Source organism: Pectinatus brassicae (genome assembly GCF_014201835.1).
Classification (GTDB): domain Bacteria; phylum Bacillota; class Negativicutes; order Selenomonadales; family Selenomonadaceae; genus Pectinatus; species Pectinatus brassicae.
On the sequence record NZ_JACHFH010000012.1, the window covers coordinates 55,093 to 75,161 of the forward strand.

Below are 20,069 nucleotides of genomic sequence, written 5' to 3' on the forward strand. Positions count from 1 at the left end.
TTATTGTATTCTTTTAAACATCTTTGCTAAATCACGATGCTCAAATTTTATAATTGTCGGACGTCCGTGCGGACATGTATAGGGCAGCTTGGTATTAGCCAATTCATCCAAAATTATCTTCATCTGCTTAGTAGTCAGTTTATCGCCAGCTTTTATAGCCGCTCTGCAAGCCGCTGTTGCCAAGCAGGTATGCCGTATTTCCTGTGGTGTTGGCATATGCATATCTTCTAGTGATGCCAATATTTCTCGAAGAGTGTTTTCGGCATCCTCTATCGGTATATCAGCAGGGACTTCACTTAAACGAAATTTACCCGGACCAGCTGCGTTTATGCCAAATCCCAGTTTATACAGTGCCTCCTGATTATTTTCCAAAAGCTCATATTCAGTCGGTGCCAAATCCAGCAGTAAATGAACTAATAACTGCTGGGTAACAACCCTGTCTTTAGCCAGACCAAACCTGTCATAAAGGATTCTTTCATGCGCGGCATGCTGATCAATAATATACATGCCGTCTTCCCCCTGAGCTATAATATAGCATAAATCAATCTGACCCAACGGCTGCAAATCGCCTTCTGGCACTTCTATTTCCGACTGTATCTGTACAACCTCTTCTTGAACCACAGCTTCAGTATTTTGGGCAATAAAGGACTTATTTTTCATTGCATATACTTCTTCTTTTGCCAATGAAAAATCGACTGACGGCTCATTAACAGTCGTATGATAGTCTTGTTTATTTTTATATAAATTACCCAGACTGTATTTATTTTTTTCTGGCAATCTTTCCTTTATTGTTTCAGTAATTTCATCATATTTTTGCGAATCAATTTTCGGCTGTGGCTCTAAGATAGTTTCCTCATAATGAGGCTTGATATAATTAGCCGGAGCCGCAAATGATTCCAAACTTGAAGATTGCTTAATATCATCGGATGGTCGTACGGCATCAAGAACAGCTTTATATACAGCTTTAAACACCGTCCCCTCATCAGCAAACTTCATTTCAATTTTCTGTGGATGCACATTTATATCAACACTATCTTTTGGTACCTCAATATTAAGTACTGCCAATGGATAACCCGACTTTGGCAGCAATGAATGATAGGCATTATCTATGGCCTTGCTTATCATGTGGTTAGTAATTATCCTGCCATTAACAATAAAAGTCTGCCAGCTGCGGCTGCTGCGTATTACTGCCGGTTTCGTTATAAAACCGCTGATTTTTATATCTTCATTATTGAGTTCAAGCGATAATAACTGTTCTGATACATTTTTGCCATATACACTGGCAATAGCATCACTGAGCAGTCCATTTCCCGGTGTGGTCACTGTAAATTTATTATTATTGATAAACTTTACGGCTATCTGCGGATTGGAAAAAGCCAGCTTTATGACATAATCATTAATTTTATTGGACTCGGTATTATTGGTTTTTAAAAATTTCTTGCGGGCAGGAGTGTTAAAAAACAAATCTTCAACTTTTATCGTCGTCCCAATATTACAGCCCGCATCTTCAATATCTTCCAAATGTCCACCTGTTATTTTTACACTTGTTCCCAGTTCTTCCTCGGGGCGACGGGTAAGTATCGAAAACCTTGATACTGCTGCTATTGATGGTAAAGCTTCACCACGAAACCCCAAGGTTGATATTTTCCCCAAATCGCCTACCGCTGTTATCTTGCTGGTAGCATGACGCAAAATAGCTACTTGTACATCTTCCCGACTCATACCATGACCATTATCTGTTATACGGATATAACTTGTGCCACCCGCCATTATCTCTACTTCTATCTTATCTGACTGCGCATCAATAGCATTTTCCATGAGCTCTTTAACCACTGATGATGGTCTCTCTACTACTTCTCCTGCTGCAATCTTATTTATGGTATTTTCATCGAGCACATGGATATTACTCATAGTCGGCCAGCCTCCTTCTTTGCCTGCTGCTGTAATTTATATAATGTATTCATCGCCTCAAGCGGCGTCATCGTCAATACATCCAGTTTTTGAATTTCTTCACTCAAGGTTGAGCCAAATAATGTCGGCATTGCCGGCTCAATCACTGGATTTTCTTGTGCTGTTTCTGTTTTACTGACAAATTTTCCATTTTTACCAGCCAAATCACTATTTTCTAAATCAATAAGTATTTTTTCAGCCCTGTCAGTAACATTTTTCGGCAGACCAGCTAATTTGGCCACATGAATACCATATGACTTATCAGCACTGCCGGCTATTATTCGCCGTAAAAAGAGAACTTTACTGCCTTTTTCCTTGACAGCAATACAGTAATTTTTTACATGTTTATCATCAGCCAAATCGGTGAGCTCATGATAATGCGTAGCAAATAACGTTTTCGCTTTTACCTTGTCACGGATATGTTCAATAACTGCCCTGGCAATGCTCATACCATCAAACGTACTTGTACCGCGGCCGATTTCATCCAAAATTATCAAACTATTTTTAGTAGCATATTTCAAAATATGTGCTACTTCATTCATTTCTACCATAAAAGTACTCTGTCCGCTGGCTAAGTCATCACTGGCCCCAATACGGGTAAAAATTCTGTCTACCGGCGAAATAAAAGCTTCTCTTGCCGGCAAAAATGAACCTGCCTGTGCCATTAATGTTAAAAGTGCTGTCTGGCGCATATAGGTTGATTTACCAGCCATATTAGGACCAGTAATAATCAATATCTCATTTTGCTGATTATCAAGTTCCGTATCATTAGGCACAAATAAATCTCTGGTTAAAATACGTTCAATTAAAGGATGGCGTCCATCACGAATTAATATTTTCCCATCACCATTGAGTGACGGTCGTACATAATTATATTGCTGTGCCGCTTCGGCAAAAGAAGCAATAACATCAAGTGCGGCGATATTTTGCGCAGTTTTCTGCACACTGGGAATATATTTTTTTACTTCTTCCCTTACCTCACTGAATAACCTGTATTCTATCTGCAGGATTTTCTCTTGTGCCCCTAAAATTTTAGTCTCAAACTCTTTTAATTCCTGCGTGATATAACGCTCTGTATTAACAAGAGTTTGTTTTCTTATATATGTTTCGGGCACCTGGTCGATATTAGTCTTACGTACTTCAATAAAATAACCAAAAACTTTATTGTAGCCAACCTTTAATGATTTTATTCCCGTCAGCTGCTTTTGTTCTTCTTCCATCTTCTGCAATAATGATTGACTGTCTGATGCTAAGGTCCTATATTCATCAAGTTCCTTATCAAAACCATCTTTAATTATGCCGCCATCACGCAGCAGCAAGCCAGGATTGTCATCAATAGCTCTTTCCAATAAATCTGCCAATTCGTCATAAGTAGCTATATTTTTATCAATTGCCTGTAAAAAACCAGTCTTTACATTTTCTAAGGCGTTTTTTACTATTGGTAATGCATATAATGATTTTTTTAGAGCCAGCATATCACGGGCATTGGCACTACCCACTTCTACACGTGTCAAAAGTCTTTCAAAATCATAGACATCTTTTAACTGTTCTTTTATTGCATCACGCCGGGAGAAATCAACGGTAAGTTCTTCCACGGCATCAAGTCTTTGTCCTATCTTATAACGATCAAGGAGCGGGTATTCCAGCCACTTAGCCAATTTTCTGCTGCCCATAGCCGTATTAGTAAAATCAAGCACCGAAAATAATGTTCCCTTTTTACCGCCATCATGCAGATTATGTGTTATCTCCAAATTACGCAGTGTATATGTATCAATTACGAGATTTTCCGAGGCATCGATATAGGTCAGATGATTTAAATGAGTTAAATCTGTTTTGACCGTATTATGCAGATAATCAAGCAAAGTTGCTATGGCTTCTTTATCAGCCTTCCCTGTTGGACGGTCAGCTGCCGCAAAATGTTCAACGATCCGATTATCCACATCAGCTGAAGCATCGGCAATTTCTGTAATAACACATTTTGCTATATGCAGATCTAAAAACTCTGCCAGTTGTTCTTTATACGACAACGCACCTACTATTATGAGCTCAGCCATCATCAGGCGATACAGCTCATCGCACAATATCTGGCAGCGGTCAGCCCCCTTATATATGCCATAAAAACATTCGCCAGTAGAAATATCCGCCCCAGTTAAAATAAGTTCTTCGCCCGCTTCATAAATAAGTGCTATATAGTTGTTCTGCACTCCCGGCAAAGCCGATTCATTCATTACTGTTCCCGGCGTAATTATTTTTATAATATCACGCTTGGTAAGCCCCTTGGCCTTGGGATCGCCAATCTGTTCACAAATAGCTACTTTATAACCCTTATTGATTAATTTATTGATATAATTTTCTGCAGCATGATACGGCACCCCGCACATCGGCATTTTACTGCGTGCTGTAAGCGTAAGTTCTAATTCTTTAGAAACAATCTTGGCATCTTCTTCAAACATTTCATAAAAATCACCAAGGCGAAAAAATAGCACAGCATCGGCGGCTTCTTCCTTCATTGCATAATATTGCTGCATCATTGGCGTTATTTCCGCAATTTTTTTATTATTTTCATCCATAGATGGCATCACCCTTTAAAACCCAGGTCTGAGCATGATTAATTTTCACTTGTACTAAATCGCCTGCTTGCTCCTGTCCGCGTTTTTCCCATAAAACAATCTTATTATTAGAAGTTCTTCCAGTATAAACAGCTTCATCGGTGCGACTTGGACCTTCGACCATAACTTCAACAACACTGCCTTCAAGTTTTTTATTTATTTCCAAACTTATTTCGTTCTGCACTGCCATTAATTTATTGAGACGTTCTTTTTTTACTTTTTCCTCTACCTGATTTTCCATTGTGGCAGCTGGCGTACCAGAGCGCTTAGAATAGAGAAAAGTATAGGCGGCATCATAGCGCATTTCTTTTATAAATTCCAACATATCCTTAAAATCTTCATCCGTTTCCCCAGGGAAACCTACAATTATATCAGTGGTCAAACTGCAGTCAGGCACCGCTGTCCGCACTTTTTTTATTAGGTTACGGTAATTTTCTATTGTATAGCCGCGATTCATGGCTTTTAAAATTCTGTCACTGCCATGTTGTACTGGTAAATGAAAATGAGAACAGATATGACGGCTGTTTCTTATTACATCGATAACTTCATCACTCAAATCACGCGGATGTGATGTCATATAACGAACCCGTTCTATACCGTCAATTTTATCAAGTTCATATAAGAGTTTAGCAAAACTTGTATCAGTTAATTCTTTCCCATAAGAATTAACGTTTTGTCCTAGCAGCGTTACTTCTTTTACGCCGGTTTTGCTGTAATTTTGCACTTCATCAATAATTGCCGACATTGGACGGCTGTGCTCACGACCGCGCACATAGGGAACTATACAGTATGTACAAAAATTGTTGCAGCCATAAGTAATCGGTACCCAGACTGATAAAGCATCACTGGTTGGCGGCAGGACTTCCTGCGGCATGCCGCCGTCGTCTGGAGCCAGATTTGTCATATGATGGCGGGACATTTTTATATCGTTGATAACATTATTTAATTCATGTATTTTATTTGTTCCTAAAACAAAATCAATATGAGGCGCTTTTCTAAATAATTTCTCGCCTTCTTTTTGTGCCATACAGCCAACGACACCTAAAATAATTTCAGGATTTTTACGTTTTAAATTCTTTATTTCACCAATTTTGCCATGTATTTTCTTTTCGGCACTTTCCCGTACACAGCAGGTGTTTATTAAAATAATCGTGGCATCTTCCAAATTTTCCGTGCTTTTATAGCCCAATTGTTCAAGTTGTGTCCCCATTCGCAACGAGTCACTCTCATTCATCTGGCAGCCATAAGTGAAAACCTTGTATCTATTGTGTTCCATTAAAAATTTACTCCTAATATATAGTTTTCGTGTTGTGCTAGTTAATAAACTAGTGTGTCCTTAAAGCCGTCCCTGCACGGTGTGTACTGTATTTCTAAAGTGCTAAAGCACTAAGAACTACAGCATAGGGAAGGTGGCTTGACGAAGTCAAGTCGGAAGGGTTAACCCCTCCAGCTCCCCTGCAGAGAAGCCTTTCAGGCATCTAAATTCCAATTAGCACAATGCGAATAGTTTATAATTCTTTAATTATTGCCGTTAATATCTTTTTGCTAGTGATAATTATTATAACGTACATATGATATTTCTGGCAACATTTGCCTATCGCAAAATTACAAAAGGAGCTGCATCTAAGGCAGCCCCCTCTTTTTTCACTACGATTCTACAGCCTTATTTATTTTACCGGAAAAATCAGCAAAATCCTGTGGATACCAACAATGGCCGGCGAAATGTGGCAATACATATTCACTAAGCCAATTTTGGGCAGCCTTATTATGCTCATTATTATCTATCAATTCTTTTTTGCATTTTATAGAAAAAGTACTCATCTGGCTGGAGACTTCTGCTGCTTTATACCCCTTTATTAACTCATCGGCCAATGCTGCTGAAAATTCTTTTGCTGTCATAGCTTCATTTTTAGCCTTTTGGGCCTTAACTGTTTTTACAGCCTTATCTACAATTGAACTATAGTCAACCTTACTTATCGCTACAGTTGCTGTTGCTGTATCCTTATCCACTTTGACGTCACTTATTTTTATCTGCCGTTTTTTGTTCATGACCAGCTCTGCTGCTACCAGTTCATTAAGTTTTTCATCAGACAAAGTATTTTTAAATTCCATATCAAAATAATGTTTGTTTATTTTTTGATAGTTTTGCTGCCATTCTTTAATAGTCGCATCATCACCTAGTCCAATTTCCTTGGCATCGGTAAAATCATTTTTTAAATTTATCTGGACAAATATCTTTAAAGAATCTTCAACACTTGTATCAAATAAAGAAAACCCTTTGGCACTAATGGCCACTATTATCGCTACTACAATAACACATATCAGCAACAGCGTTCGTTTATTTTTTCGCAAAATCATCCCTGCTTATTTTCGATTTTGCACCGATTTATATTTTATTCCTACAGTTCTCACACTATAAGTAATCGAATGCTTTCCTATTTTATCATATTTAGGCGCTGAGCTAAAGTCTCCGCATCATTATCGCCTGCGACTGGTTGGCAAATATCCTGCTGCCCCATATATACATAACCATTAGAGACATACGCCGCCGGTGCTACTTTATTATTGTGATAAACGGCAGCAATTCTGCCAGCGATTAAATAAGCCCGTTCTTTACCACTCATTGCTCCGCTGTCGGCCGTAGTCATGAAATCCTTACCGTTTATTTTTATTTTACCATCTGCTACCACAACATGTTTATTACTGTATTCAGTTATTTTTTCCGAATAATTTTCCCGTCGATCACTTTCTTTAGGATGGTCTGACGGGGAAAAAATTTCACCGACAAAATTAGAGCGATTTTCGCCCATTTTTTCAATAAATCTCTGCCACACAGCAGCACCTGCACCAGGATTATACCCTGCACCTACAGCATAGCCAAAGGCCAAATTGTCAGCCTGCCATTCCTGTGGTTTAGTCACAATATTAGCGTCTGCCTGCTTAGCTAGCACATTTATACCAACAACCTCCAAAGAGCTGCCGGCCTGTGAACCCCATACACTGGCAATAACACTTATTGGCAGTGATTTTTTTATTCCCTTTTTAGGATGTTCTTCTTGTCCGTGTCCCATTTCATGTCCAACTACAAATGCTATTTCATCTTCATTATTGTTAAGTACATCAAACAATCCAGAATTTACACTCATATTATGTCCCAGTGAACAAAAAGCATTAAATGTCTTTTGCTTATTTACAAAATAATTATAAGGTTTTTCTTTTATTGACGGATCAGTTTGGGCAATAGAATTTGACAGACGTGTCATAACATCAGCTAATATCGCATTTTTAACCGGGTCTTCATCCACCCCATACTGCTGCTTCATATTGTCAAAATATTCGTGACGTCCCTTATCATCACAATAATTAACAGTTGCATCTAATTGGGCATACTGGACACCTACGCCCAAAATTGCACCACCTAAATTAAGATAATTAATTGCCTGTACTTTCGGCATAGCAAAATTACTGCATAATAATGCAGCCATTACTGCTAAAATTTTCATCCTTGATAAACTCATCATAGTTCCTCCTAAATTAAACATATTTTGCCTTATATTAATTAATGTCTGCGAAAATATATTCTTACTAAAATTCCTTGTACTATATAAGTATTATACAATCAGCTGTTTTCTACTTCAATATTTTTTTATCAGCAAATATTCCCGCTTACGAATTGACATTAATCTAAAATCTTTCCCTTTATAGAATATGCATTTTTGTTATAATCTGATATAATATGTATTATATGTCGAGTATATTTATGACTTGAAATTTACTATATACAGGGGATTTTAATATTGAACTTTGAAATTAATAAACTTTACCATGGTTTTAAATTAGAAAAAACCACCCAGATAAAAGAAGTTGATTCCACAGCTTATCAATTTATCCATGAAAAAAGTGGTGCTAAACTTTTATATTTAGAAAACACTGACGACAATAAAGTATTTTCAATAAGCTTTCGCACAACTCCTACCGATGACACTGGAGTTGCCCATATTGTCGAACATTCCACCTTATGCGGCTCACGAAAATTCCGTACTAAGGAACCATTCGTTGAATTACTAAAAGGTTCTTTGAATACCTTTTTAAATGCCATGACCTTTCCTGATAAAACAATGTACCCGGTAGCCAGCCAAAATGATAAAGACTTCCAGAATTTAATTGATGTTTATCTCGATGCTGTATTTTATCCATTGATGACTGAAATGCCGGAAATACTTATGCAGGAAGGCTGGCATTATGAAATTGACAGTCTTGATGCACCGCTTCGTTATAGTGGTGTTGTTTATAACGAAATGAAGGGTGCTCTTTCTTCACCAGAAGGACTCTTAGAACGCAAACTCCTCAACAATATGTTTCCAGATAATACATATGCCTTTGAATCCGGTGGTGACCCCGAAAGTATTCCTACCTTAACCCAAGAAAACTTTATAAATTTCCATCAAAAATATTATCATCCATCTAACAGCTATATTTATCTTTATGGTGAAATGGACATAATGGAAAAATTAGCGTTTCTCGATGATGAATATTTAAGCCATTTTGATAAAATAGCCATTGATTCCTCGGTCGGAGTACAAAAACCATTTGCCGGCGAAAAACAGATGCGTGATATTTATCCTATTTCCTCATCGGAAAGCAAAAAAGATAAGACCTTCTTAAGTTATAATTTTTCCTCAGGAACTTCTTTAGATGTCACCACATGTTTTGCCTTGGATTTACTTGATTATGTCTTGTTTAAATCGCAGTCAGCTCCGCTTCGCAACGCCCTATTAAAAGCAGAAGTTGGTGCTGATGTCTCATCTTCTTTTGATTATGGTCTTTCCCAGCCATGGTGGAATATAACTGTAACGGGTTCAGAAGCAGAAAAAACCGATAAATTCCGTACAATATTTACTGATACCATAAAAAACTTAATCAGCAATGGCATTGATAAAGAGCTGCTACAGGCTGCCTTCAATATAACTGAGTTTAAGTTACGTGAAGCTGATTTTGGTCAGGCGCCTAAGGGACTTATCTATAATATCCAGCTAATGAAAAGCTGGCTGTATGACGGTGATCCTGTCAGCCAATTACAATATGAAGACTTATTAAAAGATATTAAAGAAAAAATCCAAACAAATTATTTTGAAAACCTTCTGCAGGAAGTTATCATTGACAACCCGCATAAATTATTATTTACACTCATTCCTGATGATAAAATTGCTTTAGAAAACGAGAAAAAACTAGAAGCTGTACTGGCTGAGAAAAAAGCAGCTATGAGCAAAGAACAATTAGAAGAAATCATAGCTACTACTAAAAAATTAAAACTGCGTCAGCAAACACCTGATTCCGCCGACGCATTGGCAACCATTCCTATGCTGAAGCTCAATGACATTGATAAAAATTCCAAAAAATTCATTTTAGAAGAAAAATCTATTGATGATATTAAAGTATTATTGCATGATATTAATACTAATGGTATTGCCTATTTCGATATGTATTTTGATGCCAGCACAATTTCTGCTGATAAGCTGCCGACAGCATTTTTATTAGTTGATATTTTACGAAAAGTTGCTACTGACAAATATTCCTATGAATCATTGGCTAATGCCATTAATTTAAATACTGGTGGGATTTCCTTTGATTTGTCTGCTTACAGCCGTAAAGATGAACCTGATTCCCTGCTGCCTAAATTAATAGTTAAAAGTAAATCGTTGGTTGAAAAACTACCTGATTTATTTGCACTATTACAGGAGATATTATTCACCAGTAAGTTTACCGATAAAGCCCGTCTCAAGGAATTAATTGTCCAATCAAAATCCAATATGGAACTCGATATTTTAAACTCTGCCCACCAAGTAGTTGCTTCAAGACTTTCCGCCTACTTCACACCATCTGGCGCCTATAATGAGCAGGGCGGCTTATCATTTTATCCATTTATCAAGGATTTAGCGGATAATTTTGACAAACGCTATGACGCTCTTTATGCTGACTTAAATGAACTTATGTCTATGGTGTTTTCCCGTAAAAACTTACTCATAAGCATCACTGTAAAAGAAGCTGACTATGCCGCATTTGCTGCTGATTTTGGCAAATTTGCTGCCAATTTATCCGATAAACAACTGCCTATACAAAAATTTGAGTTCACAGCAGATAAAAAAAATGAAGGCCTGCAGAGCTCCAGTCAGGTACAATATGTTGGCTGTGGTACTAACTTTATCAAAAATGGTTATAGCTATAATGGTAAGTTACTAGTTTTATCAACTATTCTGCGCTGCACCTATTTTTGGAATAAAATCCGTGTATTAGGCGGTGCGTACGGTGCTTTTGTACGATTCACCCCAGCAGGCGGACTATATTTTGGTTCTTACCGTGACCCTAACCTTACAGAAACCCTTGATGTTTATAACAAAACTGTGGATTTTCTGGAAAATTTTTCAATAGATGACCGTGAAATGACTAAATACATCATCGGCACAATAAGCGCCCTTGATGCCCCACTTACACCAGCTGCCCAAGGGCGAAGTGCGGCTGCTGCTTATCTACGAAATATCGATAATACTTATGTACAGCAGCGCCGTGATGAAGTACTTACTACTAAGCAAATAGATATACAGAACCTGTCTCAAATGATTAAGGATTGTTTAAATGACAGTGCCATCTGCGTTGTTGGTAACGAAGATAAGCTCAAACAAAATAAAGATATATTTAAAACCATGCATAATATTTTTGAAGCTTAAAACTTAAAAACAGGAGTGTTCTCTATGAAAAAACCAATTTTTACAGGTGCCGCCGTAGCTATTGCTACACCATTTACTGCTACTGGTATTGACTATGATGAATTAGCAAAACTAATTGAATTCCACATTGATAATAATACAGATGGTATAGTTATTGCCGGTACTTCCGGTGAAGCTTCCACCATGACTGATGAAGAACATAAGGAAATAATTCGATTTACTGTAGAAAAAGTCAATAAACGTATTCCTGTAATTGCTGGTACTGGCTCTAATGATACAGCGTATGCTATACAGTTATCACAATTTGCCGAAAAAGTCGGTGCTGATGGGATTTTATCGGTAACTCCTTATTACAACAAATGTACGCAAAAAGGACTTATCGCTCATTTTACTCAAATAGCTGACAGCATAAACATTCCTGTTGTGCTGTATAATGTGCCATCACGAACCGGCGTAAATATCAAACCGGAAACATATGCCGAGTTAGCCAAGCATCCTAATATCAACGCCGTAAAAGAAGCCAGTGGTGATTTAACTGCTGTTTTAAAAACCCGATCTTTATGCGGTGACGAATTAAATATCTACTCTGGCAATGATGACCAGATTATTCCAATATTGTCCTTAGGCGGTAAAGGCGTTATCTCTGTTTTATCCAATATTGCACCTAGAACAACTCACAATATGTGTGAATTCTATTTTAATGGCAATGTAAAAGAAGCTGCCCAGCTGCAAATAGATTGGGAACCACTTATAGGTGCTTTATTTGCTGAAGTTAATCCTATTCCTGTTAAAGCTGCCCTTAACATTATGGGTTATAAAATGGGACAGCTGCGCATGCCGCTTACCGAATTAGAACCTGCTAATTATGATAATTTAAAAAATCTTATGCAGAAACATAATTTAATCTAAATACTTATTAAATTAAATCAAAAATGTCGCTTGTATATACGATTATATACAAGCGACATTTTTTACTTTTATGTATTTTTACATAAAATCGAAAAACAGCATAACAAATATGCTGTTAAAAATATATTGAATAAATTGAAGTAAGATAATGAGTAATTATAAAAGTAAGATAGCTTTTTTTATAGCAAATTTAGTTAGAATGCTGCAATTTGAGCAATATGCCATATAGCAGCTAATTTTCTGCCACCAACCGCCTGACTGTTATGCCATAAAATAACCTGAAACTAAACAATCATGATTATTTAGTTAATCATCCCTGCCAAAATTTCCCCGATAAAATATCAATGCATGATATTTTACCATCTGTTAAATATGAACCTGTGTCACACATAATAATTTTATTTGACAATTCTAATGGTGTATTTAACCCATTTACACATTGTACCGGAGTATGACCAACTACTACGTATTTACTGTCATTATAGCCATTGAGAAAGCTTTCCCTTTCCCACAGTAAATAGTGCGGACTTTGCTCTGCCATTGGTATATTATTTTCTATACCGGCATGACAAAATACATAGGTCTTATCTTTTATCCTGCTTTCATGATAATAAGGACGGCTATTGGCAAAATCATAAAATAATTTGAGCAGTGATTTATCCTTATGCAGTTCATTTAAAGCACTATGAGGCTTATCCGCAAAATAAAATCCATTTTTTATATCATCGATAAATATTTCTTCATGATTACCACGCAGACAAATAACATTTTCCAGTTTATTTAATTCCATTACAAACTTAATTACCGCAATATTATCTGGTCCTCGATCTATATAATCACCCAAAAAAATAAGGAAATCATTGTCCTTATTAAATTTTAATTTCTGCCACATATCTTTTAATTTATTATAGTGTCCATGAATATCACCAACAGCTAAAATTCTCTTATATGCTTTCAAAAAATCATCCCTTTGCCAGCTATACATTTCATAAATGTAAATTTACTGTTTGCTACTGCACTATTTATTAGTATCTTACATTAACAAAAATTATTTTATATAAATGATATCCTCAGCTGTAATACTTAAACATTCAGGACCATTTTCGGTCATGACAAAACTATTTTCAATCCCTATTGCCCCTTCAGGAAAAACGAATTTCGGCTCAAGTGCAAATGTCATCCCCGTCACTATCTTGGTTTTTATTCCCTTAGCCACTATTGGCAACTCATCAAGTTCCAAACCCAGCCCATGACCTAAAAATTTAACCTGATTATTTTTATAACCCATAAAATTATCTTTATAGCCAAGTTCCTCTGCTAATTTAAGTGCCAATATATGCGGTTCTTCTGCCAGAACACCCGGATGCATACTTTTTACTGCTTCGTTTTTAATAAATACAGCATCATTATAAGCTTTTTTTAATTTTTCTGGCAGATCCCCAATGCAGAACATTCTGGTCTGGTCACCGGTATAGCCTTGATAAATACAGGTATAATCAATATATATGGGTTCATTCTTATTAATAATTTTCCAGCCCGCCCCTTGTGGATCCGAAAGCGATACACCTGTACCACCAACTGGACCATCAAAAAAACTGGGACTAATGCCACTTTTGCCGCTGCAAACATTTCCATAGAAAAATGACTGATTAAACGCCCGCATCTTACATACTCCTGCATAGCCGCGTTTGCGCAGCTCGGCTTCAAACAATGCCGCCAGCTCAATTTCAGTCATGCCTTCGCGCAATAAAGAAGGTACCAGAGAAAAAGCCTCATCCATAATTTTTAAAGCCTGACGAATTATATTCACCTCATACGCTGATTTAACAGCACGAATCTGTTTAATTGCTGGTGATATATCACTAAATTCTATTTGGTCGAATATTTTACCATAAAAATTATATAAATTAACCGGCATTACATCTAATTCTGTTCCTATTTTAGTTAGATTTGTAATTCCATGCGTTGCTATAATTGACGGAATTTCCTTAGGACTCTTTATCGATACTATATCTTTTACAAACGATTCTGCTATTCCCCTATCCAGACCACGTTTTACCATAAGGACTGGATCTCCGCTTTGCGGAACAAATAAATATGAATTTTGCTTTGTTCCAGTAAAATAAAATATATCTGAATTCCATAACAGCAATGCACCATCTAATTGCTGCTGCACAAGTATCTTCTGTAATTTAGCAATTCTTGTCTCAATTTCTAATTGTGGTATTTTATCCATCTGACCCATCCTTTATTTAGTATTATTGTATTTTTTATATTAATTTTAATAAAATATTATAATATTTTTTCCATAAAAATAGTTTCCTCCACAGGTGTATCATAATATTTAGGTATTTCCTTAAAATCATATCGATTTTTATATAAAGAAATTGCCCCCTGCAAAAAAGGCAATGTATCCAATAGTATTGATTTATAGCCAATTTCTTTAGCATCAATAAGTATTTTATCTATAAGCATACCCGCTAGATTCTGACCACGATACTTAGGATAAACATAAAGACGTTTTAATTCACCACGCTCTTCGTCAAATCGATGACATGCCACACAACCAGCTGCCTTATCATCTACATAAACAATATAAAGGCGCCCATCCGGCAAACCATATTTATCCCGCAAATTATCAATCTCACTATCATAATTTTGCGCCTGCAGGGATTCAGCGAAAATAGGATTTTCTTCTACCAACATATTTGTATATTCAGTAAAAAGTGCTCTAATATCTTCTTTAGCCTCATAAGCTAATTTTATTTCGATATTCATTGTATATTTTATCCCCTTCTTATATGCTTATAGATTTTTGCATTTGTGCATTTCCACCTACAAAGACATTTTTAATACATTTATTTTCAGCCTCTAATTTTACAAAAATTTCGGCTGGACGGTTTAAGACCTCACCTTGTTCAAATTTTAAATTAATAAAATCTTTTTTCGGAAAGATTTCATTATCATAAAGATAACAGGCCAATGCTCCATTTGATGTTCCTGTAGCCGCTTCCTCATAAATTTCATATAATGGCGCAAAATTTCGGCAATGAGCGTTGCTATTATACAGTGTTTCCAAAGAAAACACATGCATACCAATACAGTCATATGTACTGCTTATCTTTTTTATCTGTTCAAAATCCGGCTGCAGCTTAAGTAACGTATCTAATTTTTTTATTGGTACCATAATATCTTTTAAGCCTGTTGAAACGATTTGCATCGGAATTTGTCTATTAATTTCACCAGTCGCAATATTCAGGCTAGCCGCTATTTCCTCAACTGTTGGTGCATTATAATATTGCGGCAGATTCTGTTGCATAAAAACAGCGTTTTCTTCTACGTTTATTGCCAGTACGCCAGCTAAAGTTTCCTGAGTATATTTCCCCGCTGAAATGATTTTTTTATCACGTAATAAGGTAAATGCTGCTATTGTGGCATGACCACAAATATCAACCTGCTTATTGGGAGTAAAAAAATCTATTTTAAAAGATGCCTTCTTTGATTCTTCTATAAAAGCTGTTTCAGAAAAACCTATTTTTCTGGCTATTTCCTGCATTTGTTTCTTATTTAGATTATCAGCATCCAACATAACTGCAGCTAGATTACCTCCCGCTTTTATGTTGGCAAAAGCATTTAATGTATATATTTCTTGCATAAAGTATCTACTCCTAAAAATTTTTTGCCACAAAATATGGTATATACGATTTATATTAATTTTAAACTATATAAATATTTATAACAACCATATACATTATTTTCCTCAATATATTCGAAAGAATAATGTATATATTCGAATATATTATTACATTATAGCTAAAAAGGTGTTATAGTTGCCACATGGAAAAAATAAATATAAGTTCAATAAAAACAATGATGATTCCTGAAAAAATCAGCAATACGTTGCGCCATGATATTCTCACCGGCACTTTAAAAGGCGGCACCCCGTTAAAGCAAGATGCTTTGGCCCAAAGTTTTAATGTCAGCATCAGCGCCCTGAGAGAAGCATTAAAAATTCTGGAAAATGAAGATTTAATAGAATTTTTGCCTAATCGCGGTGCTAGCGTAACCACCCTTTCATCGAAAAAAGCTTGGGAAATATATCAAATACGTATATTTTTAGAAACAGGCGCCTTAGAATTATCTATTCCGCAAATGAATGAAAATATATTGGCAAAAGCCGAAAAATATTTGCAAGAAGAAAAAACTTGTACTGATCCAGCTTATTACAATGAAATAAATTCTTTATTTCATGAATGTTTATACGAAGCATCAGAAAATGATAAATTGCTTGATATGATACGCGTTCTGCATAATAATGTCGCTCGGTATCTGATATTTTATCTTGATCAGATGCATTATCGTGAATTTTCCCATCAGGAACATTGTGCTATTCTTGCTGCCTGTCGTGAAAAAAACATCACAAAAGCCAAACGCATTTTGAAAAAACATATGCAAAATGCCTGGAAACAATTTGATAAGTATATTAAAAATCACCACGATTTATAAAATGGAGGAATGCTTTATGTTAAGCCCACGTATGGAACAATTAAAAAAAGAATATCTTGAAACTACGCCATCGATCAGCAGTAAACGTGCTGTTATTTTTACTAAATCCCATAAAAAAACCGAGGGGGAACGACTAATTATACGTCGTGCTAAAGCATTTCGTGATGTTTGCAATAAAATATATATTTGTATTTTCCCTAATGAACTTATTGTTGGCAATATTGGTGAATTTCGCCGCAGTGGTATCATCTGCCCGGAATACTCCTGGAGCTGGGTAAAAAAAGAAATGGATAACTTTCCGAATCGTCCGCAGGATCAATATGAAATCAGCACTGAAAACAAAAAAATACTCAATGAAGAGGTTTTTCCTTATTGGCAGGGAAAATCCTTGGAAGAAACTTTTCTTGCTCGCCTTGATAAAAAAACTGCTAAACTGCTTGTTGATACCGGTATTGTTGATAATGATTCCAAATGGCGCAGTGCTGTTGGTGAAATCACTGCCGATTATCAGGATATTATCTTTACAAAAGGCTTTGGTGGATTGAAAAAAGAAGCTGAAGAAAAATTAGCCGCTCTTTCACCGTTAACTCCTGACGGAATCGATAAAATCACCTTCTATCAGGCTGAAATCATAACCTGTGAAGGTATAATTACCCTTGCTAACCGTTATGCTGCTCAAGCTGCTTATTTAGCAAATACTGCTACCGGCAGCCGCCAGGCAGAACTTTTGGAAATTGCTGATATATGCAGCAAAGTACCAGAAAATCCACCACAGACTTTTAAAGAAGCTATTCAGTGTGTTTGGTTTACACAACTTGGTTCTATTCTATCAGAAAATTCACTAGCCTTAAATCTTGGCCGCTTTGACCAATATATGTACCCTTACTATAAAAATGATTTGTCCAAAAATATTATTACACATGAAGCTGCTTTAGAACGAATTGAAGCACTTTGGCTTAAATTATCAGAATGGGTATGGGCTATATCCAGCAATACTGCACAATATTTTGCCGGCTATAATTCGTTTCAAAACCTCACTATTGGCGGCAGAAAGCGTGATGGCAGTGATGCCACTAATGAAATTTCCTATATGTGCCTTGAAGCTACCAGTAATTTAAAAACTCATCAGCCGGGACTTAGTGTCCGTATCCATCCCAACTGTCCACCAGAATTTTTGCGGGAAGTATGTAAATTAGTACGCCTTGGTACAGGTTTCCCTGCTATCCATAACGATTCTGTCGGCTCACAAATGCTCGTTGCTGCGGGACTCTCACCGGAAGATGCGCGTGATTGGAGCAACTGCGGCTGTGTCGTTCCCCATTTTCGTAAAATTGGTGAGTGGACATCTGCTGTAAATATTAATCTTGCCGCTGCCATGGAATATACAATCAATAACGGCTACAGCAATATGACTAATACCCTTATGGGACTTGCTACTGATATCAATACTATAAAAACATATGATGAATTTAAACAAATATTCTTTAAGCAAATTGCCAATTTAATAAAAACAGCTGTTACCGGCTCTATTATCTGTCAGCAAGTACATAAGGAAATTGTGCCTCGCCCATATATTTCACTACTTGTTGATGGTTGTATGGAAAAAGGCAAAGACTTAAGCCAGGGCGGTGCCCAATATTGCTTAGGTCCTGTACTTACCGGCATTGGACTTGCAGATACTGCTAATTCATTAGCTGCCATAAAATACATTGTCTTTGAAAAACAGGAATTTACCCTGCAGGATTTTGCTGCTGCCCTGAAAGCAGATTGGCTAGGCTTTGAAAAACTGCATGCCGCTGTATTTTCTGCACCCAAGTACGGCAATGATGATGACTATGTTGATTATATTGCCACCGAAATATCTGATTTTTATCATAGTGAAATCCACCAATATAAAGATTTATTTGGTGCCCCGTTTAATTCTGCTTTTATGGGCATATCAAATTATATTCCCTGCGGCTCTGTCATCGGAGCGACACCTGACGGGCGCAAGGCAGGTGCACCGCTTACTGAAGGTGTATCACCACATGCTGGTACTGATATAACAAGCCCTACTGCTGCTATGCGTTCGGCTGCAAAAATAAATCATGATATCCATCAAGGTGGTACTTTAGTTAATGTCAAGGTATCACCTGATTTGATAAAAACCGACCGTGGACTCACTAATTTAGCCGCGCTTATTAAAGGCTATTTTGCTTTAGGCGCTTTTCATATTCAATTTAATGTTATTTCGCCCGAAATTTTATTTGCAGCGCAGGAACATCCAGAAAATTACCGTGATCTTTTAGTCCGTGTCGCCGGCTACAGTACACAGTTTGTTAATTTGTCCCGCAAGGCTCAAAACGCCATTATTGAAAGAACCACTTATGAAACAATGTGATTATATCTTTCAAATGCAGCGACTATCTGTGAATGATGGTGAAGGCATACGCACTACTATATTTTTTAAAGGCTGCAATCTACGCTGTAAATGGTGCGCTAATCCTGAATCCTGGTCATTTACGCCGCAAATAATGTTTTTTTCCCATAAATGCAGCAGCTGTGGTCACTGCCTTAACATCTGCCCATCTCATGCTAATGAACTTACAGATAAAAACAAAATTATCTTTCACAGCGATATATGCATTAGCTGCAATGCCTGTATTGATGTTTGTTCAGCCAAGGCCCGTCAGACTATGGGGCGCAATTTCTCTTTCACTGAAGTTATGACTGAAATAAAAAAAGATATGATATTTTATGAGCAATCCGGCGGTGGCGTAACATTTTCCGGCGGTGAACCACTGCTTCATCCTGACTATATCGAAAAACTGCTAGTTTATTGTCAGCAGTTGGGAATATCTACAGCTGTAGAAAGCTGCGGTTTTTTCAATTTTTCTCAATGCCGCCACTTAATAGAACAGTTTGATATGATTTTTTTCGATATCAAAATAATGAATGATGATCTGCATATAAACTATACAGGCCAAAGCAATAAAAAAATCCTGCAAAACATTGCCCAAGCCACCCAGCTTAATCCTAATATTATCATTCGCGTGCCATTAATAAACAATATAAATACTGATATTGCTAATTTTGAAAAATTAACTTATTTTATGAAAAAAAATAAGTTAAATAAAATTGAACTGCTGCCTTATCATTCATTGGGTTATGAAAAAATGCTGTCATTAGGGAAGTCTGCCAATAAATACACTCCCCCCAGCACAGATACTTTTTTGATTAAATGGGAGCCGCACACTCGTGACTTTAGTCGTGAGTTAGGCGATCAAACTAGTCAATATGTATAGAAATATGCATATAGAGATTGGCAAAAGACCAATCCAATACTGCTTGAAATGCTGGAAACTCCTAAAGACAGTATAGCCACAACGCA

At 36.6% G+C, this 20,069-nt stretch carries 14 protein-coding genes; 5 read left to right on the plus strand and 9 right to left on the minus strand.

The window, feature by feature from the left end:
- The 5 genes from mutL to HNR32_RS06100 all read right to left on the minus strand — a co-directional run bounded on the left by mutL (window position 1) and on the right by HNR32_RS06100 (window position 8,077).
- Window positions 1–1,911: a DNA mismatch repair endonuclease MutL gene (gene mutL / locus HNR32_RS06080; protein WP_183860726.1), complete on the minus strand. Its 1,911-nt coding sequence runs from the start codon at window positions 1,909–1,911 to the stop codon at window positions 1–3.
- On the minus strand, window positions 1,908–4,520 hold the full coding sequence (mutS, locus tag HNR32_RS06085) for a DNA mismatch repair protein MutS (protein ID WP_231038072.1): 2,613 nt from the start codon (window positions 4,518–4,520) through the stop codon (window positions 1,908–1,910). Before mutS ends, mutL begins: the two co-directional genes overlap by 4 nt.
- Entirely contained in the window at window positions 4,513–5,835 is a 1,323-nt protein-coding gene (gene miaB, locus HNR32_RS06090; RefSeq protein WP_183860728.1) for a tRNA (N6-isopentenyl adenosine(37)-C2)-methylthiotransferase MiaB, read from the minus strand. Before miaB ends, mutS begins: the two co-directional genes overlap by 8 nt.
- 371 nt (window positions 5,836–6,206) lie before the next feature.
- A complete protein-coding gene (locus tag HNR32_RS06095) occupies window positions 6,207–6,911 on the minus strand; it encodes a hypothetical protein (protein ID WP_183860730.1) in 705 nt (234 codons plus the stop codon).
- A gap of 83 nt (window positions 6,912–6,994) precedes the next feature.
- Window positions 6,995–8,077, minus strand: a complete 1,083-nt coding sequence (locus HNR32_RS06100; protein WP_231038073.1) for a M48 family metallopeptidase — start codon at window positions 8,075–8,077, stop codon at window positions 6,995–6,997.
- A 279-nt stretch (window positions 8,078–8,356) separates the two neighbouring features.
- Between HNR32_RS06100 and HNR32_RS06105 the strand changes: the two genes are divergently transcribed.
- The gene (locus HNR32_RS06105) at window positions 8,357–11,284 is read left to right on the plus strand and encodes an insulinase family protein (RefSeq protein ID WP_183860734.1); all 2,928 of its coding nucleotides are present in this window, start codon (window positions 8,357–8,359) and stop codon (window positions 11,282–11,284) included.
- A gap of 24 nt (window positions 11,285–11,308) precedes the next feature.
- Window positions 11,309–12,193, plus strand: coding sequence for a 4-hydroxy-tetrahydrodipicolinate synthase (gene dapA / locus HNR32_RS06110; RefSeq protein ID WP_183860736.1), 885 nt, complete (start codon window positions 11,309–11,311; stop codon window positions 12,191–12,193).
- 310 nt (window positions 12,194–12,503) lie between these two features.
- Here the strand turns inward: dapA and HNR32_RS06115 are convergent, their stop codons facing one another.
- From HNR32_RS06115 to HNR32_RS06130, 4 genes are all read right to left on the minus strand, one after another.
- Entirely contained in the window at window positions 12,504–13,151 is a 648-nt protein-coding gene (locus tag HNR32_RS06115) for a metallophosphoesterase family protein (RefSeq protein WP_183860739.1), read from the minus strand.
- A gap of 90 nt (window positions 13,152–13,241) precedes the next feature.
- On the minus strand, window positions 13,242–14,429 hold the full coding sequence (locus HNR32_RS06120; protein ID WP_183860741.1) for a M24 family metallopeptidase: 1,188 nt from the start codon (window positions 14,427–14,429) through the stop codon (window positions 13,242–13,244).
- A gap of 56 nt (window positions 14,430–14,485) precedes the next feature.
- The gene (locus HNR32_RS06125) at window positions 14,486–14,971 is read right to left on the minus strand and encodes a GNAT family N-acetyltransferase (protein ID WP_183860743.1); all 486 of its coding nucleotides are present in this window, start codon (window positions 14,969–14,971) and stop codon (window positions 14,486–14,488) included.
- Between the two features lie 19 nt (window positions 14,972–14,990).
- Window positions 14,991–15,848, minus strand: coding sequence for a PhzF family protein (locus tag HNR32_RS06130; protein WP_183860745.1), 858 nt, complete (start codon window positions 15,846–15,848; stop codon window positions 14,991–14,993).
- Window positions 15,849–16,030: 182 nt separating this feature from the next.
- Here HNR32_RS06130 and HNR32_RS06135 point away from each other — a divergent pair, with 182 nt between their 5' ends.
- The 3 genes from HNR32_RS06135 to HNR32_RS06145 are packed head-to-tail and all read left to right on the plus strand — an operon-like array spanning window position 16,031 to window position 19,983.
- Complete coding sequence (locus HNR32_RS06135) at window positions 16,031–16,699, plus strand: GntR family transcriptional regulator (protein ID WP_183860747.1); 669 nt, start codon at window positions 16,031–16,033, stop codon at window positions 16,697–16,699.
- A gap of 16 nt (window positions 16,700–16,715) precedes the next feature.
- Complete coding sequence (locus HNR32_RS06140; RefSeq protein WP_183860749.1) at window positions 16,716–19,079, plus strand: glycyl radical protein; 2,364 nt, start codon at window positions 16,716–16,718, stop codon at window positions 19,077–19,079.
- Window positions 19,066–19,983, plus strand: coding sequence for a glycyl-radical enzyme activating protein (locus tag HNR32_RS06145; protein WP_183860751.1), 918 nt, complete (start codon window positions 19,066–19,068; stop codon window positions 19,981–19,983). The genes HNR32_RS06140 and HNR32_RS06145 overlap by 14 nt, the downstream gene beginning before the upstream one ends.
- Window positions 19,984–20,069 lie beyond the last annotated feature (86 nt).